Annotated in this window: 10 protein-coding genes; 6 read left to right on the top strand and 4 right to left on the bottom strand. The window is 73.7% G+C overall.

Annotated features, from left to right (window positions below; all coding sequences use genetic code 11):
* Nucleotides 1–555: 555 nt before the first annotated feature.
* Nucleotides 556–1113: a MarR family transcriptional regulator gene (locus ACIP93_RS04625; protein ID WP_345220525.1), complete on the bottom strand. Its 558-nt coding sequence runs from the start codon at nt 1111–1113 to the stop codon at nt 556–558.
* Between the two features lie 114 nt (nt 1114–1227).
* Between ACIP93_RS04625 and ACIP93_RS04620 the strand changes: the two genes are divergently transcribed.
* Nucleotides 1228–2523 (top strand): MFS transporter, encoded by a 1296-nt coding sequence (locus ACIP93_RS04620; RefSeq protein WP_345220527.1) that lies wholly within the window; start codon nt 1228–1230, stop codon nt 2521–2523.
* A 4-nt stretch (nt 2524–2527) separates the two neighbouring features.
* On the opposite strand, the gene ACIP93_RS04615 is transcribed toward ACIP93_RS04620, so the two are convergent.
* Both ACIP93_RS04615 and ACIP93_RS04610 read right to left on the bottom strand, forming a co-directional pair.
* Complete coding sequence (locus ACIP93_RS04615; RefSeq protein ID WP_380836665.1) at nt 2528–4177, bottom strand: SpoIIE family protein phosphatase; 1650 nt, start codon at nt 4175–4177, stop codon at nt 2528–2530.
* A gap of 273 nt (nt 4178–4450) precedes the next feature.
* Nucleotides 4451–5815 (bottom strand): NAD(P)/FAD-dependent oxidoreductase, encoded by a 1365-nt coding sequence (locus ACIP93_RS04610; RefSeq protein ID WP_401755568.1) that lies wholly within the window; start codon nt 5813–5815, stop codon nt 4451–4453.
* Nucleotides 5816–6171: 356 nt separating this feature from the next.
* Here ACIP93_RS04610 and ACIP93_RS04605 point away from each other — a divergent pair, with 356 nt between their 5' ends.
* Nucleotides 6172–7026 carry a TetR/AcrR family transcriptional regulator gene (locus tag ACIP93_RS04605; protein ID WP_401755566.1) on the top strand — a complete coding sequence of 285 codons (855 nt, stop codon included), beginning with the start codon at nt 6172–6174 and terminating at the stop codon, nt 7024–7026.
* 444 nt (nt 7027–7470) lie between these two features.
* Nucleotides 7471–9303 (top strand): sigma-70 family RNA polymerase sigma factor, encoded by a 1833-nt coding sequence (locus tag ACIP93_RS04600; RefSeq protein WP_401755563.1) that lies wholly within the window; start codon nt 7471–7473, stop codon nt 9301–9303.
* Between the two features lie 111 nt (nt 9304–9414).
* Here the strand turns inward: ACIP93_RS04600 and ACIP93_RS04595 are convergent, their stop codons facing one another.
* Nucleotides 9415–11535: an asparagine synthase-related protein gene (locus ACIP93_RS04595; protein WP_401755560.1), complete on the bottom strand. Its 2121-nt coding sequence runs from the start codon at nt 11533–11535 to the stop codon at nt 9415–9417.
* 798 nt (nt 11536–12333) lie between these two features.
* Between ACIP93_RS04595 and ACIP93_RS04590 the strand changes: the two genes are divergently transcribed.
* From ACIP93_RS04590 to trmB, 3 genes are all read left to right on the top strand, one after another.
* A complete protein-coding gene (locus ACIP93_RS04590; RefSeq protein ID WP_345220539.1) occupies nt 12334–13764 on the top strand; it encodes an MFS transporter in 1431 nt (476 codons plus the stop codon).
* A 123-nt stretch (nt 13765–13887) separates the two neighbouring features.
* Complete coding sequence (lhgO, locus tag ACIP93_RS04585; RefSeq protein ID WP_345220541.1) at nt 13888–15096, top strand: L-2-hydroxyglutarate oxidase; 1209 nt, start codon at nt 13888–13890, stop codon at nt 15094–15096.
* A gap of 164 nt (nt 15097–15260) precedes the next feature.
* The gene (gene trmB / locus ACIP93_RS04580) at nt 15261–16121 is read left to right on the top strand and encodes a tRNA (guanosine(46)-N7)-methyltransferase TrmB (RefSeq protein WP_401755676.1); all 861 of its coding nucleotides are present in this window, start codon (nt 15261–15263) and stop codon (nt 16119–16121) included.
* Nucleotides 16122–16169 lie beyond the last annotated feature (48 nt).

Here is a 16169-nt window from a genome sequence, read left to right as displayed (position 1 = left end):
CAACATATTTGGCGTTGACTTTTGGCACGCTGTTGAGTTCTCAAGGAACGGACGCTTCCTTCGTACTCACCCCTGCGGGCTTTCCTCCGGACGTTGTCGTTCGGTGTTTCTGTTGTTCTTGCGTCTCCGACTCTATCAGACTGTTTCCAGTGCCGATTTCCTCGGTTTCCGCTCGACGCTTTCCAGGTTCTTCGCTTTCGCGATTTCCCTTTCCGGCGGCTCCGACTCTATCAGATCCTTTCGGGCCTGATTCCCAGTCAGCGGGAGGTTGTCCTTGCGGCTGTTGGGCCGTTTCGACGTCCCAAACTCTAGTGGATTTTCCCGGTGAACCGAAATCGGCTCCCAGTGTCAGAATTCGGCATGCCGAAATTGACCCTGGCGGGAGATCGTGAGGAGTTTGGTTGCCGCTTTCGCGGCGGGAGGTGATGCCGCAGAACCGTTACGGCTGCGGCAACTCGGAGAACCTTACGGATCCCGGTGGGGGGTGTCAACCCCTCCACCCTGCCCCCGAACGGGCGTCGGAAACGGTGTGCGGAGCGTTCCGTATGAGAGGTGTCAGTCCAGGTCGGTGAGGCGGCCGCCGGCGTCCGGCTGGGCGTCCTCGACGCGGCGCAGGAGGCGGGTCAGCATCTCGCCGAGGCCGGCCCGTTCCTCCGCGGCGAGGTCCTGGAGGAGGTCCTCCTCGAAGGAGGAGGCCATCCGCATCGCCTCCAGCCACTTCGTACGGCCCTCGTCTGTCAGCTCGACGATGACGCGGACGCGGTTGTTCTCGTCGCGGTCGCGGGTGACCAGGCCCTCGCCTGCCATGCGGTCGATGCGGTGGGTCATCGCGGCCGGGGTCAGGCCCAGACGCTTGGCGAGCTCGCCGGGGCCCAGGCGGTAGGGGGCGCCGGAGACCACGAGGGTCTTGAGGACTTCCCACTCCGCGTTGCTGATGCCGAGCGCGGCGACCTGGCGGCCGTACGCGACGTTCATCCGGCGGTTCAGCCGGCCGAGGGCCGAGACGACCTTCTCCACCTGGGGGTCGAGGTCGCGGAATTCGCGTTGGTATGCGGCGATCTGCTCGTCGAGGCTCGGCTCATGAGGGCCGGGCGTCTCTGGCGTGTCTGGCATCCGCGAAGTATGGCACGGGGCGCGTTGGCATTGAAGTCCTTCTCTGTGTACTGTTGAGCTTCGAACTTTACTGTTGAAGTCTTCGGACTTCAGGTCTTCAGGGTTGAGGTGAGTATGACCAAGGCGATGGGCTCGGCGATGCGGCGGATTCAGGCAGGCAACGCGCTGAGTGCGTTCGGGCTCGGATTCACGGTTCCGTATCTGTACGTGTACGTGGCTCAGGTGCGGGATCTTGGACCGACGTCGGCGGGCATCGTTCTTGGCGCCTTCGCCATGGCGGCTCTGGTGGCGCTCCCCTTCGTGGGGGCGCTGATCGACCGGCGCGGGCCCGTGCCCGTACTCATCGGGGCCGCGCTGTCGGCGGCCGTGGGCGCGGTCGCGCTCGGCAGTGCGGCGAGCCTGGTGACGACCGTGGCGTCGGCGGCCGTGCTCGGCGTGGGGACGGCGGTCATGCAGCCGGCGCTCGCGACGATGATCGTGCGGTGCTCGCTGCCGGAGACCCGGACGCGTGCCTTCGCCATGCAGTTCTTCCTGGCCAACCTCGGCCTGGGCATCGGCGGGCTCATCGGCGGTCAGATCGTCGACAAGAACGACCCGACCACCTTCACGCTGCTGTTCGGGATCGAAGCGGTGATGTTCCTGGTGCTCGCCGGGATCGCGATGACCGTGCGGATGCCGCACATTCCCCTCGTCGAGGGCGCTGCCGCCGGGCGGGGCTTCTTCGCCGGGATCAGGACGATGGCCCGGCACAAGGCGATGATGCAGCTCTGCGGGCTCGGGTTCGTCATCTTCTTCGCGTGCTACGGACAGTTCGAGTCCGGGCTCGCCGCGTACGGCACCGAGGCCGCCGGAATCGACCCGTCGACGCTCGGCATCGCGCTCGCCGCCAACACGGCGATGATCGTGGTGGCGCAGTTCCTGGTGCTGAAGTTCGTCGAGCGCCGGAAGCGCTCGCGGATGATCGCGCTGGTCGGGCTGATCTGGACCGTGGCGTGGATCGCGGCCGGGTACGCGGGCCTCGGGCACGGCAGCCAGACGATGGCCACCGCCGCGTTCATCTCGACGTACGCGCTCTTCGGGCTCGGTGAGGCGATGCTGTCGCCGACCGTCGCGCCGCTGGTGGCCGACCTGGCGCCGGAATCCATGGTGGGGACGTACAACTCGGCCTTCGCGCTGGTGAAGCAGCTCGCGCTGGCGGTCGGGCCGGCCGTGGGCGGGCCCATGGGGGCCTCGCTCCACATGCCGTACATCGTGACCTTCATCCTGTTCTCGCTCGGCATCAGCGTGCTGGCGCTGCGGATGGGCAAGCGGCTCACGCCCGCGCAGGACCTGCCGGTTCCGGTGGCGTCCATCGTGGTCGCCAAGAACGTGCCGGCCGAGGGCGAGAGCGCCGTGAAGACTGCCGCGTAACCGCTCAGGAATCGGGCAGGGCGAACTCGCACCAGACCGCTTTCCCGCCGCCCGGTGTGCGGCGCGAACCCCAGGACGAGGCGATCGTCGCGACGATCGAGATGCCTCGTCCTGCTTCGTCCGCGGGCTCGGCCCGGCGGCGGCGGGGGAGGTGGTCGTCGCCGTCGGTGACCTCGATGATCAGGCGGCGGTCCGTACGGCGCAGGCGCAGACGCATGGGCGGGGTGCCGTGCTGGAGCGAGTTCGCGACGAGTTCGCTGGTGGCCAGGACGCCCAGGTCGGACAGTTCGACCGGGAAGCGCCAGGAGGAGAGGACTCCGGTGGCGAAGGCGCGGGCGCGGGGGGCCGCCTCGATGCCGCCGAGGAGTTCCAGGGCGGCGTTGTGGAACAGCTCGGCGTCGTGGCCCTTGCGGGCGGGGTGCTGGACGACCAGGACGGCGACGTCGTCGTCGTGGTCGGTGGTGATCCCGAGGGCGCGCATCAGGCGGTCGCAGACGACCTGCGGGGTGCCGGTCGCGCCGGAGAGGGCGCGTTCGAGGGCGGCGACGCCCTCGTCGATGTCCTCCCGACGGCGCTCGACCAGGCCGTCCGTGTAGAGGACGGCGGTGGAGCCGGGCGGCAGGGCGATCGTGCCGGACGTGTGCATCCAGCCGCCCGTGCCGAGCGGCGGGCCCGTGTGGTCCTCGGCGCGGTGGACCGTGCCGTCCTCCTCGCGGACGAGGATGGGGAGATGGCCGGCGGAGGCGTAGACGAGGCGGCCCTCGTTGGGGTCGTGGACGGCGTACACGCAGGTGGCGATCTGGCTGGCGTCGATCTCGGCGGCGAGGCCGTCCAGGAGTTGCAGGACCTCGTGCGGCGGGAGGTCGAGGCGCGCGTAGGCGCGCACGGCGGTGCGGAGCTGGCCCATCACGGCCGCCGCGCGCACGCCGCGGCCCATCACGTCGCCGATGACCAGGGCCGTGCGGCCGGCGCCGAGGGTGATCACGTCGTACCAGTCGCCGCCGACGGCCGCGTCCTTGCCGCCGGGCTGGTAGGTGGCGGCGATGCGCAGGTCGTCCGGCTGTTCCAGCTCCTGCGGGAGCAGCGAGCGCTGGAGGGTGACGGCCGTTTCGCGCTGGCGGCGTTCGGCGGCGCGCAGCCTTTCGGCGGCGTCGGCGTGGTCGGTGACGTCGGCGGCGAAGACCAGGACGCCGCCGCCGTCGGGGAAGTCCAGGGGCGTGCAGGTGATCGTGTACGAGCCGCCCTTGGCCGTACGACGGGACTTGACCGTACGGGGCGTGCCGCTGCGCAGGACCTGGTCCATCAGCGGCAGCAGGCCCAGCTCCTCCAGTTCGGGCAGCCCGGTGGCGGCGGGCACGCCGGGGGCGCGGTCGCCGAACACGGCGGCGTAGGCGTCGTTGACGTACGCGACACGGTGTTCGGGGCCGTGGACCAGGGCGACCAGGGCCGGGAGGTGGCCGAGGACCTCGCGCAGGGAGAGGTCGTCGAGGGTGGGCGGGCGCGGTTCGTCGGCGGCCGGTGCGGTCCCGTCGGCCGGGGTCTCGTCGGGCTGCCCGGCCTCGCCGCGGGCGGCCGGCACGGACCCGCGGTCGGACCGGGCTGCCGCGCGGCGCTGCGTTCCGGGGAACCGGGCGCTCCAGCGGGTGAAGTTCACTGAACTACTTGCCTCATGATCGGAGAGGTGGTGCAGGTCGGCTGGGTCCCGGGGCTCGCCCGGGGTGCTGCGGTGCTTCGGTGGGGCAGGTGCGGAAGTGCGCGGTGGCCGGTCCGCGCGGGCCACTCCCGTACGACCGCCTGGTGCGGCGGCCGTGCGGTCGGTGAGCGCGCACGGGGCGGCGTGCGTGATCACTGTGTGCAGGCGCGGGTCAACCTATCGTCACACGTCCAGTGTGACGGACCGCACTGACAGCCGGTAATCGAGAGGACGTCAGCGGAGCCCGGGAGGTTCGCCGCCCGCCGCGAGTTCGAATTCCGCGCGCGGGTGTTCCAGCGAGCCGAGCGAGACGATCTCACGTTTGAAGAGGCCGGAGAGGGTCCATTCGGCGAGCACCCGGGCCTTGCGGTTGAAGGTGGGGACCCGGCTGAGGTGGTAGGCGCGGTGCATGGCCCAGGCGGGGAGGCCCTTGAGGCGGCGGCCGTAGACGAACGCCACCCCCTTGTGCAGTCCCAGGGAGGCGACCGAGCCGACGTGCTTGTGGCGGTAGTCGCTGAGGGGGCGCTGCTCCAGGGAGGCCACGAGGTTCTCGGCGAGGACCTTGGCCTGGCGGACGGCGTGCTGGGCGTTGGGCGCGCAGTCCTCGCCCTTCCCGGGCGAGGTCAGGTCGGGGACGGCGGCCGCGTCTCCGGCGGCCCACGCGTGCGGCGCGCCCTCGACGGCGAGCTGGGCGGTGCAGCGCAGGCGGCCCCTCTCGTCGCGCGGGAGGCTGCTGGCGGCGAGGACGGGGTGGGGTTTGACGCCGGCGGTCCACACCAGGGTGCGGGTGGGGAAGCGGGCGCCGTCGTCGAGGGCGGCGACGCGGTTGTCGACGGAGGTCAGCCGGGTGTTCAGGCGGATGTCGACGCCCCGGCCGCGCAGCTCCCGCACGGCGTACTTGCCCATCTTCTCGCCGACCTCGGGGAGGATCCGGTCGCTGGCCTCGACCAGGATCCACTTCAGGTCGGCGGGCTTGATGTTGTGGTAGTAGCGGGAGGCGTAGCGGGCCATGTCCTCCAGCTCGCCGAGGGCTTCGACGCCCGCGTAGCCGCCGCCGACGAAGACGAAGGTGAGGGCGGCGTCGCGGACGGCGGGGTCGCGGGTGGAGGAGGCGATGTCCATCTGTTCGATGACGTGGTTGCGCAGCCCGATGGCCTCCTCGACGGTCTTGAAGCCGATGCCGTGGTCGGCGAGGCCGGGGACGGGGAGGGTGCGGGAGACGGAACCGGGGGCGAGCACCAGTTCGTCGTACGTCATCCGCCGGGGTCCGGTGCCCTCCTCGGCGGTGGCGAGGGTGGTGACGGTGGCCGTGCGCCGGGCGTGGTCGATCGCGTTCACCTCGCCGACGAGGATGCGGCAGTGCGGCAGCACGCGGCGCAGCGGGACGACGACGTGGCGCGGCGAGATGGATCCGGCGGCGGCTTCCGGCAGGAAGGGCTGGTACGTCATGTAGGGGTCCGGCGTCACCACGGTGATCTCCGCGCCGCCCTGCCCGGTCCCCCGGGGAAGCTGTCGTTTCAGCTTCCGCTGGAGGTGCAGCGCGGTGTACATGCCGACGTATCCGCCGCCTACCACGAGAATGCGCACTGGATTTGTCACCGTCCCATGAGGCAACGGGCGCGGGCCTTTGTCCACAGGGCCGGTCGTATTGCCTGACGGGACGCCAGCCACCTTTCACCGTTCCCGAGTTGCTGTCGGGGATGGATAAGCCTGAGGTATGCGCTGGTCAGAGGGTGCCAGGGGGAATTTCGGGAGGCCCGGGGCCGGGCAGAGCCGGGCAACCGCGACGTTCGGGGGGTGCACCGTGCGGAACAACCCCCTTCTGAATCGCCCCGCGCTCAACTATGTTCGTATCTCGTCGGGGTGGCGGGATGGATGCACGTGTGACCCGTGAACTCCGGCAGTCAGGGCGGGGAGTGTCTCCGGGGGGAGACATCATTACCGGGGGAACGCTGATGCACATTCAGGATTCACATTGGCAGGCTGCCGTGTCATCGGCAGGTTCGGCCGCTTCGTCGGCCGCGCCGACGGCCGGTGGAGCGGACGGCAACGGGCGGGTGGGTGCGGGCGGTTCGTCCGTGGCGCCCCGGTCGGCGCCGCTCCGCGTGGACGCACAGCGCAATCTCGAACACGTGCTGCGGGCCGCCCGCGAGGTGTTCGGGGAGCTCGGTTACGGGGCGCCGATGGAGGACGTCGCGCGCCGGGCCCGGGTCGGGGTGGGCACGGTCTACCGGCGCTTCCCGAGCAAGGACGTACTGGTGCGGCGGATAGCCGAGGAGGAGACCTCCCGGCTGACCGAGCAGGCGCGCACGGCACTGGGGCAGGAGGACGAGCCCTGGTCGGCGCTGTCGCGGTTCCTGCGCACGTCGGTGGCGTCGGGGGCGGGCAGGCTGCTGCCGCCGCAGGTGCTGCGGGTCGGGGCGCACGACGCCGACGGCGAGGGCCCGCGCGACGGCGCCGCGCGCGGGCCCGGCCGGGTGCCGCAGCAGCGGCAGCCCGGGGAAGCTCCGGACCTGCGGCTGGTCGAGCAGGACGGTTCGACGGGCGGTCCGCTGGGCGGGTCGCCGGGCGGGTCCGTCCAGGACGGTCCGGACGGCGCGGGGGCGGCGACGCTCCTGGAGGTCGTGGGCCGGCTGGTGGACCGGGCGCGGGCGGCGGGTGAGCTGCGGGGCGACGTGACCGTGGCGGACGTGCTGCTGGTGATCGCCACGGCGGCTCCTTCGCTGCCGGACCCGGCGCAGCAGGCGGCGGCGTCGTCGCGGCTGCTGGACATCCTGCTGGAGGGTCTGCGGTCACGGCCGGCCTCCTGACGTGAACAACGGCGCGAAACAGCCCTCCGCGATGGGGGTGTGGCGTACCGCGGGCCCGCCGGCTTCTCCCCGAAAGGGTGAGGACTAGCGCTCTGTTTCGGGAAAACTCCCCGGACGGGTGGTTGGCGGGCTTGAGCGGCTTTCGGCGCGTCGCCCTGTGGGACTCTTGGCCGGTGTTGCGGTCGATGGGTGTTTACGGGGGCTTCCGCCATGGGTGTTGAGGAGCGGGACGGGTTCCCCGGGGACGGCGAGGACGCCGGCGCCGACGAGAGCACGGCCGAGGCCCGTAGTGCGTTTCCGGCCGACGGGCTCTTCTCGGGTGACGGGGTTTCCCCGGCCGGAGGGCTCCCTTCCGTTGACGGCGTCTCTGCCGCCGACGGTGGCCCCGCGGACGACGGTGGCCCTGCGGCCGCCGGGGCCGGTGCCGGGGTGCCCGCGCGGCAGGTGCCCAGTCAGGGCGGACCGCTGGGAGCGACCCCCGCGCCGGCGGCCGAGCGCGGCCCCGACCCCACGAGCGTGCCGCAGCAGCGCGGCGGCGGGATCCCGCGCGGCGAACCCGGTCCCTCCGACGCCGACCTGGTCGACCGGATGCGGGCCGGGGACAACGGCGCGTACGAAGAGCTCTTCCGGCGGCACTCGGACGCGGTGCGGCGCTACGCGCGCACGTGCTGCCGGGACGCGCACACCGCCGACGACCTGACCGCCGAGGTCTTCGCCAGGACCCTGCAGGCGGTACGGGGCGGCGCCGGCCCGGAGCACGCCGTACGCGCGTATCTGATGACGACGGTGCGGCGGGTCGCGGCGGCGTGGACGAGGACGGCGCGGCGCGAGCAGCTCGTCGAGGACTTCGCGGTGTTCGCCGACCAGGCGGCGCGGGTCGCGGAGGCGCGGGACGACGACACGCTGGACCTGGGCGCGGACGTGCGCGCGATGCACGAGGCGGAGCAGACGCTCGCCATGCAGGCCTTCCGGTCGCTGCCCGAGCGGTGGCAGGCGGTGCTGTGGCACACCACGGTCGAGGAGGAGTCGCCGAGTGAGGTGGCTCCGCTGTTCGGGCTCACGGCGAACGCGACGGCCGTACTGGCGTCGCGGGCGCGGGAGGGCCTGAAGCAGGCGTACTTGCAGGCGCACGTGAGTACGGCGCTGACGGCCGGCGGGGACTGTGCGCAGTACGCGGACCGGCTGGGCGCCTATGCGCGGGGCGGGCTGCGGATGCGGGCCGAGCGGGGGCTGCGCAAGCACCTGGAGGAGTGCGCGAAGTGCCGGCTGGCCGCGGGTGAGTTGCGTGACGTGAACGCGGGGATTCCGGCGCTGCTGCCGGTGGCGGTCATCGGGTGGGTGGCCGCGGGGTATTCGGTGAAGGCCGCGGGGATCGTGGCGGGCGGGGCGGGGGCCGCCGCCGGGGCGGGGGCCGCCGGGGCCGGCGCCGGGGGCGCCGCTGCCGGTGGGGCGGGCGGGGTCGCGGCGGAGGGGCTGGGGGCTCCGGTGAAGGCGGGGATCGGCGCGGCGGTGGCCGTGGCGGTGGCGGCGGGGCTGGTGTTCGCGTTCGCCGGGGACGAGGCGTCGCTTCCGCCGAAGGTGGATGCGAAGCCGCCGGCGGTGGAGCCGGCTCCGTCGGCCCCGGCGCCGCCTCCGCCCTCTCCGTCTCCTTCTCCCTCTCCTTCTCCTTCTGCTTCTCCGAAGCCGTCCCAGCCTCCGCCGCCGCGGGCCGAGCCGGGGTCCGTGCCGGTCCGGGTGAAGCCGGTGCCGCCGAAGCCGCCGGTGAAGCCCGCGCCCCGGCCGCCGAGGCCGCGGCCGACGCCGCCTCCCCCTCCGCCGCCCGCTCCCGTGCCGAAGCCGCCGCGTGGGTATCCCGTCGCGGAGTTGGCGTACTCGCCGATGGGGGACCACACCGAGCCCGAGGTGCGGATCGGGGAGAGCAGCCCGGTGTGGCAGCGGTCGGGGATGTCGATCGGGGGCGCGCCGCAGGGGGCCGGGATCTCGGTGCCCGCGACGTCCTCGGTGGTCATCGACCTGAACCGCTCGTGTTCGACGTACTACGCGAGGGTCGGAGTCGACGACATGACGATGGGGAGCGGGGCCGTCCGGTTCTCCGTGTACGGGGACGGGGTGCGGCTGTGGCGTTCGCCGGTGCTGCGGGGCGGCGACGCGGCGGTGCCGGTGAAGGTGGGCATCGGCGGGCGCAAGACCTTGCGGTTGGTGACGGAGTCGGTGGGCGGGGGCATCGCCGACGCGGCGTTCGCGGACTGGGCGGGGTCGAGGATCGGGTGCCGGTGAGGGGGGCCGAGTCGGTGCTTCCTGCTTGAGCGCGGGCCCGCGCTTTCCGTGCGGGGGCTTCGTGGCCGATTTCCCCGGGGACGTCCTTCGTGGCCGATCTCCCCGGGGACGTCAGAGGCTGCGGCGGTGCGGGACGCCCGCCGCGACGGCGCGTTGACGGGGCGCGGCGGAGCCCGTCCAGCAGGTGCCGCGGCGGGAGATCAGCCGGCGGAGCCACAGCTCGGTGGAGGTCAGGTCGGCGAGGCCGTCGAGGGGGACGGGTTCGCCCTCGGCCGCCGCGCGCAGGGCCTTGCGGACCACCCGGGCCTCGATCAGGCCCGCGTCCGCGAGGAGGGGCGCCTCGAAGAGGGTGAGGAGCGAGGTGAGGGCGGCGCGGATGCCCGCCTGGGCGGTGGCGGTGGCCGTGGTGTGGGCGGTGGCCGCGCCCCAGCCCGCCGGGAGATCGTGGATGCCCGCCCCCGAGAGGACCGCGCGCAGGATCGCCGCGCGGGCGCCGGGCTGGACCCGCAGGGTTTCGGGGAGTGCGCGGCAGGCCCGTACGACCTGGTTGTCCAGGAAGGGGGCGTGGAGGCGCTGGCTGCGGACTTCCGCGGCTTGTTCGAAGACGCGGTGGTCGTGGGCGTGGCGGGCGAGGGACGCCCGGGCGCGGGCCTCGCCGGGGCGTTGGGAGGAGGCCGGGCGCAGGGCCGACTCCTGGAGGCGGATCGATACTTCGGCCAGGGCCTCGCCGGTGAGCCAGCGGGCCGCGGGTCCCGGGCGCGACCAGGTCAGGGCGTCGAGGGAGGCGTCGAGGGCGCCCGTGGGGGTGCTGTCCGTGAGCTCGCGGCGGGTCAGGCGGACGGCGGCCTCCTCGATGCCCGCGCGGTACGGCGTACGGGCGAGGCGACGGGCCGCGCGGTAGACCGTGAGGGGGACCAGGAGGGAGGTGGGGGACGCTCCTTCCGCCTTGGCCAGGGCGGTGGCCGGGCGCAGGATGTGGCGGCGTCTGCGGTCGATGAGCAGGTCGGCGAGGCGGGCCGGGTGCGCGTCCAGGACCTGGCGGGCGCCGTTGCCGACGAAGTGGTCGGCGCTGCCCGACTGGAGGCGCAGGCGGGCGCGTTCGGCGCTGACGAGGGAGGGGCCGGGCTCGTCGGTGAGGGGGCCGGTCTCCAGGTCGGCGTACGGGAGCGCTTCCTCGCCGCCGGCGACCACGACGTGGTGCAGGCGGGGGTTGGCGGCGATCGCGCCGGCGCGCTCCAGCTCCGGGGTGAGGTCGCTCTCGCGGGCCCGGGCGGAGGCGGCCAGGTCGTTGAAGGTGACGGCGAGGAGGCGTTCGCCCGCGCCGGCGCCGTGGCCGAGGACCGTGCCGGGCAGGCCCGGGAGGCCCGCGGCGAGCAGGGCGAGGGTGGCGGACGCGCTGCCGCCGGAGAGGTCGGAGCCGATGCCGGGCACGGGCACCCCCCTGCGTCGGGCGCGGCGCTCGGCGGGGCCCATGCCGGGGACCGGACCGGGGTCCGGCAGAGGCGTCTCGGGGGCGTGGCGGGGGGCGGTGAGGCGGGCCCGTACCGCTTCGACGAGGGCGTCCCGGACACCGTCGACGGCGCGCTCCGGGTCGAGCTGGGGGGCCGCGACGGCGAGGGAGGCGACGGGTTCGTAACCGGTGATCTCGCGTGAGCCCTCGCGCAGGACGAGCGCGTGACCGGGCGGTATGCGCTTCACGCCGGTGTAAGGGGTGCCGTCGCGCAGGGCTTCGGGGACGTCGGGGCAGGCCAGCAGCGCGGCGAGGTGGCCGATGTCGAGCTGGGCCTCGATGAGGTCGGCGAGGGGGAGCGCGGCGGTGGCGTACGCGGTGCCGTTGGCCCAGGGCGTGTAGAAGACCGGCCGGGCGCCGGCCAGGTCCCCGGTGACGGTGACGCGCCTGCCGGACTGGACGACGGCCGTGTAGGAGCCGGGCCAGGCGGTGAGGTGCCTCAGTGCGCCGCCGCGCGCCGCGAAGAGGCCGACGCGGAGTTCTTCGTCGGACGCGCCGCAGCAGCCGAGGACGGCGAGGCGGGTGAAGTCGTCGATGGAGACGGTGCGGACCTCGTCGGGGCGCCAGTCGCCGACGGCCCACAGGGGGTCGGGGTCGCCCCACAGGAGCTGGGCGCCGACGGGCTGGACGGTGTCGCCCTCGTGCTCGGTGCCGGGCGCGCCGACGGCTCCGACCGTGCCGAAGCTCGCGGCGACGCTGCTCCATCCCACCAACCAACGCATCGCCGCCTCCACAGGCTGTGGACAACTTTGCTCGCGGTGCACGGCGGGGCTTGCGGGGGTGAACTGGTGGGAGGGGGTGCACTCGTGCCGCTCCCCCGCCCGGGCGCCCCGGTGCGTGCACCGTGCCGTGCGCTCGCGCGCGTGGGGACCATGCTGCCACGACTGGGGGGTGGGGGCGCGGACGCGGGGGGCGGTGGCAAGGTCCAATGTGCGGGGGCAAAGGGGGAGTTGACGGGCAAAGGGGGTGGGCGTCCGCGGCCGGGCGGCACGGGCCCGGGGACGGCGGAGGCGCCGGCGGGGGGCGGCCGCCCGGCGGGCATGCCGTCGGGAGCGCGCGGCGGCGCCGGTGTGCGGCTCCGCCGCGGGGGCGCGACCGGCCGCCCGGAACCGCTCACCGGACAGGACGCAGCGTCCACATCCGGCCAACTTGCGGGCGCGCGCGTGCAGTCCGGGAGGCGCTGTTCGCCTCCCGGACCGGTCCGCCACCCGCGGGGATGAAGGTGGCGGCGTCCCCCAGCCCACTGGGTCCAGTGCAGCGGGCCGACCCACGCACCTCCATGGAAGCCCCGCCCGGAAAGGCCGAGAAGAGCGCACGGCCGGGCGCACGGCCACACACAGGGAGCACGAATCGGACGGAACGTTCCTCTCCGCCCGCCCCGAAACCGACCGTCCGGGCAACAATCTCGCCATACGGGACAGGTGCCCTTAACGCGTGGGATGCGGCGAACTACGCTGGGTTTACGAATGCCGCGTGCCTATGCCGGGCCCGCGGCGGCCGTCTGCGTGAGGGGTGGCGCAATGTCCAGGGAGCAACGCGGGCCGAACGACAAGCTCGGCACGGTTCTCGCCCTCGCGGGAATCAGCAACGCCGGGCTGGCGCGCCGGGTCAACGACCTCGGGGCGCAACGCGGGATGACACTGCGGTACGACAAGACGTCGGTCGCGCGGTGGGTGTCGAAGGGGATGGTTCCGCAAGGGGCCGCCCCGCACCTCATCGCCGCCGCCATAGGGGCCAAGCTGGGCCGTCCCGTACCGCTGCACGAAATCGGCCTGGCGGACGCCGATCCGGCCCCCGAGGTCGGGCTCGCCTTCCCGCGCGACGTGGGGATCGCGGTGCGGCACGCCACCGAGCTGTACCGGCTGGACCTGGCCGGACGCCGGGCCGGCGGCGGCGGGATCTGGCAGTCCCTGGCGGGCTCCTTCGCGGTGAGCGCGTACGCGACGCCCGCCTCGCGCTGGCTGATAACCCCGGCGGACTCGTCGGTGGCGCGGGACTCCACGGCCGCCGCCGGCTCCTCCGGCGCCACGCCGTTACGGGTCGGCCACAGCGACGTGGCCAAGCTGCGCGAGGCCGCCGAGGACGCGCGGCGCTGGGACTCCAAGTACGGGGGCGGGGACTGGCGCTCGTCGATGGTCCCCGAGTGCCTGCGGGTGGACGCGGCCCCCCTGCTGCTCGGTTCGTACAGCGACGACGTGGGCCGCTCGCTGTTCGGGGCGACCGCCGAGCTGACCCGTCTGGCCGGCTGGATGGCCTTCGACACCGGCCAGCAGGAGGCCGCCCAGCGGTACTACATCCAGGCCCTGCGCCTCGCCCGCGCGGCCGCCGACGTGCCCCTGGGCGGCTACGTACTGGCGTCGATGTCCCTCCAGGCCACCTACCGGGGCTTCGCCGACGAGGGCGTCGACCTCGCGCAGGCCGCCGTGGAGCGGAACCGGGGCCTGGCCACCGCCCGCACCATGAGCTTCTTCCGCCTGGTGGAGGCGCGCGCGCACGCGAAGGCGGGCGACCCGGTGGCGGCCGGAGCCGCGATCAAGGCGGCCGAGGGCTGGCTGGAGCGCTCCCGGGACGGCGACGCCGATCCCTCCTGGCTGGGCTTCTACTCGTACGACCGGCTGGCCGCCGACGCCGCCGAGTGCTACCGCGACCTCAAGCTGCCGCGCCAGGTGCGCCGGTTCACCGAGCAGGCGCTGTCGCGGCCGACGGAGGAGTTCGTGCGCTCGCACGGGCTGCGGCTCGTGGTGAGCGCGGTCGCCGAACTGGAGTCGGGCAACCTGGACGCGGCCTGCGCGGCGGGCACGCGGGCGGTGGAGGTGGCGGGGCGGATCTCGTCGGCGCGCACCACGGAGTACGTACGGGACCTGCTGCACCGCCTGGAGCCGTACGGCGACGAGCCGCGGGTGGCGGAGCTGCGGGAGCGGGCGCGGCCGCTGCTGGTGGCGCCCGCCTAGAGCCCGGCCGCCCGGCCCGGAGCCGGACCCGGTCCCGAGTGGCGTTGGCCATAACTCCTGTCCACGGGGTTTGACGGCATTGTCAGTGGGCCAGTGCACTATGCGGGGTGGGAGGTGGCAGCGATGAGTCATGACTGCGACGTGCTGGTGATCGGCGGGGGCATCGTCGGCATGGCGTCCGCGCATGCCGTCACGCGGGCGGCGCCCGGCACGCGGGTCGTGGTGCTGGAGAAGGAAGCGGGCCCGGCGCGCCACCAGACGGGACGCAACAGCGGGGTGATCCACAGCGGGATCTACTACCGCCCCGGCTCGCTCAAGGCGCGGTACGCGGTGCGCGGAGCCGCCGAGATGATCAAGTTCTGCTCGGAGCACGGCATTCCGCACGAGGTGACGGGCAAGCTGATCGTCGCCACGGAACGGGACGAGCTCCCCCGGCTGCACGCGCTGGTCCAGCGGGGACGGCTCAACGGCATCCCGGTGCGCGAGCTGGGCCCCGCCCAGATCGAGGAGTACGAGCCCGAGGTCCGCGGACTCGCCGCTATCCACGTCGGCTCGACGGGCGTGTGCGACTACGGCCGGGTGACCGAGGAGCTGGCCCGCTCGTCGGGGGCCGAGGTGCGGTACGGGGCGGAGGTGCGGGTCATCGCGCGCCGCGCGTCCGGAGTCGCGGTGCGCTGCGCCGACGGCACGGTCGTACGGGCGAAGGCCCTGGTCAACTGCGCGGGGCTGCACTGCGACCGGGTGGCGCGGCTGGCGGGGGACTCCCCCGGCATGCGGATCGTGCCGTTCCGGGGCGAGTACTTCGACCTGGCCCGCCCGGAGCTGGTGCGCGGGCTGGTCTATCCGGTGCCGGACCCGGCCTTCCCCTTCCTCGGCGTCCATCTGACGCGGGGGGTCGACGGCGGAGTGCACGTCGGGCCGAACGCGGTGCCGGCGCTGGCCCGGGAGGGGTACGGCTGGGGCGTGGTGCGCCCCCGGGAGCTGGCCGGGACGCTGGCCTGGCCGGGTTCCTGGCGGATAGCCCGGCAGCACTGGAGGTACGGGGCGGGGGAACTGCACCGGTCGCTGTCGAAGCGGGCCTTCACGGCGGCGGTGCGCCGGCTGCTCCCCGCGGTCACGGAGGCGGACCTGACGCCCGCCCCGGCGGGGGTGCGGGCACAGGCCGTCCTGCGGGACGGGACGCTGGCGGACGACTTCCTGATCCGGGAGGCGCCGCGCACGGTGCACGTGCTGAACGCGCCCTCCCCGGCGGCGACGGCTTCGCTGCCGATCGGGCGGGAGGTGGCGAGGCGGGTGCTGGGGGTGCTGGCGGGGGAGCGGGTGGGACGGTAGGACGGCTGGACGGCTGGACGGCTGGACGCGGGACGCGGGACGGTGTGCCGCAAGCCGGGGCCGGGGCGGGATGGGGCCCCTCCGCGCCCCTGACTGGGCGTCCCCGTCGTGCCCGGCTCCGTAGAATCGGAAGCACTGTGTCCGAGAACAGCGAGAACCCCACGATGCCCCAGTCCCCCGAGCCGCAGGCCGCCGAGCCGCAGGCCGGCGCCCCCGGCCCCTCCCAGGCCGCCGCCGCCGACCGCGCCGCCGCGCACGAGCGGGCCGAGCGGATGCGTCCGCGGGCGCTCCGCATGTTCCCCGAGGGGACGGGTCCCTCCCCCGACCCCGCCGGGTCGCACTTCGAGCGCCGCATCCGCAGCTTCCAGCCCCGCCGCAGCCGGGTCACCACCGGCCAGGGCGAGGCCCTGAAGAAGTGGTGGCCGACCCGGGGCATCGACATCGACGGGCAGCGCGTCCTCGACCTGGACGCGATGTTCGGCGGGCTCCCGGTCGTCCTGGAGATCGGCTTCGGCATGGGCGAGGCGACCGCGCAGATGGCCGCCGACGACCCCGGGACCGGCATCCTCGCCGTCGACGTGCACACCCCCGGCCAGGGCAATCTGCTCGGTCTCGCCGAGCGCAACGACCTCTCCAACGTCCGGGTCGCCAACGGCGACGCGATCATCCTGCTCCGCGAGATGCTCGCCCCCGACTCCCTGGCGGGCCTGCGCGTCTACTTCCCCGACCCGTGGCCCAAGGCCCGCCACCACAAGCGGCGTCTGATCCAGCCGGAGTTCCTCTCCCTGGCCGCGACCCGGCTCGCCCCCGGCGCCGTGCTGCACTGCGCGACCGACTGGGAGGACTACGCCGAGCAGATGCTCGAAGTCCTCAGCGCCCACCCGGACTTCGAGAACACCCAGGCGGACGGCGGCTACACCCCCCGGCCCGGCTTCCGGCCGCTCACCCGCTTCGAGGGCCAGGGCCTGGACAAGGGCCACAAGGTCCACGACCTGATGTTCCGCCGCATCCCGCACGCGAGTTGACGCACCGTTTCTCCACAGCGACTGTCCGAACACGATCGCGAGTGTCAG

Source organism: Streptomyces sp. NPDC088745 (assembly GCF_044751045.1).
GTDB lineage: Bacteria > Actinomycetota > Actinomycetes > Streptomycetales > Streptomycetaceae > Streptomyces > Streptomyces cremeus.
Note: the sequence above shows the minus strand (reverse complement) of the source record. Positions and strands in the feature narration are given on the sequence as shown.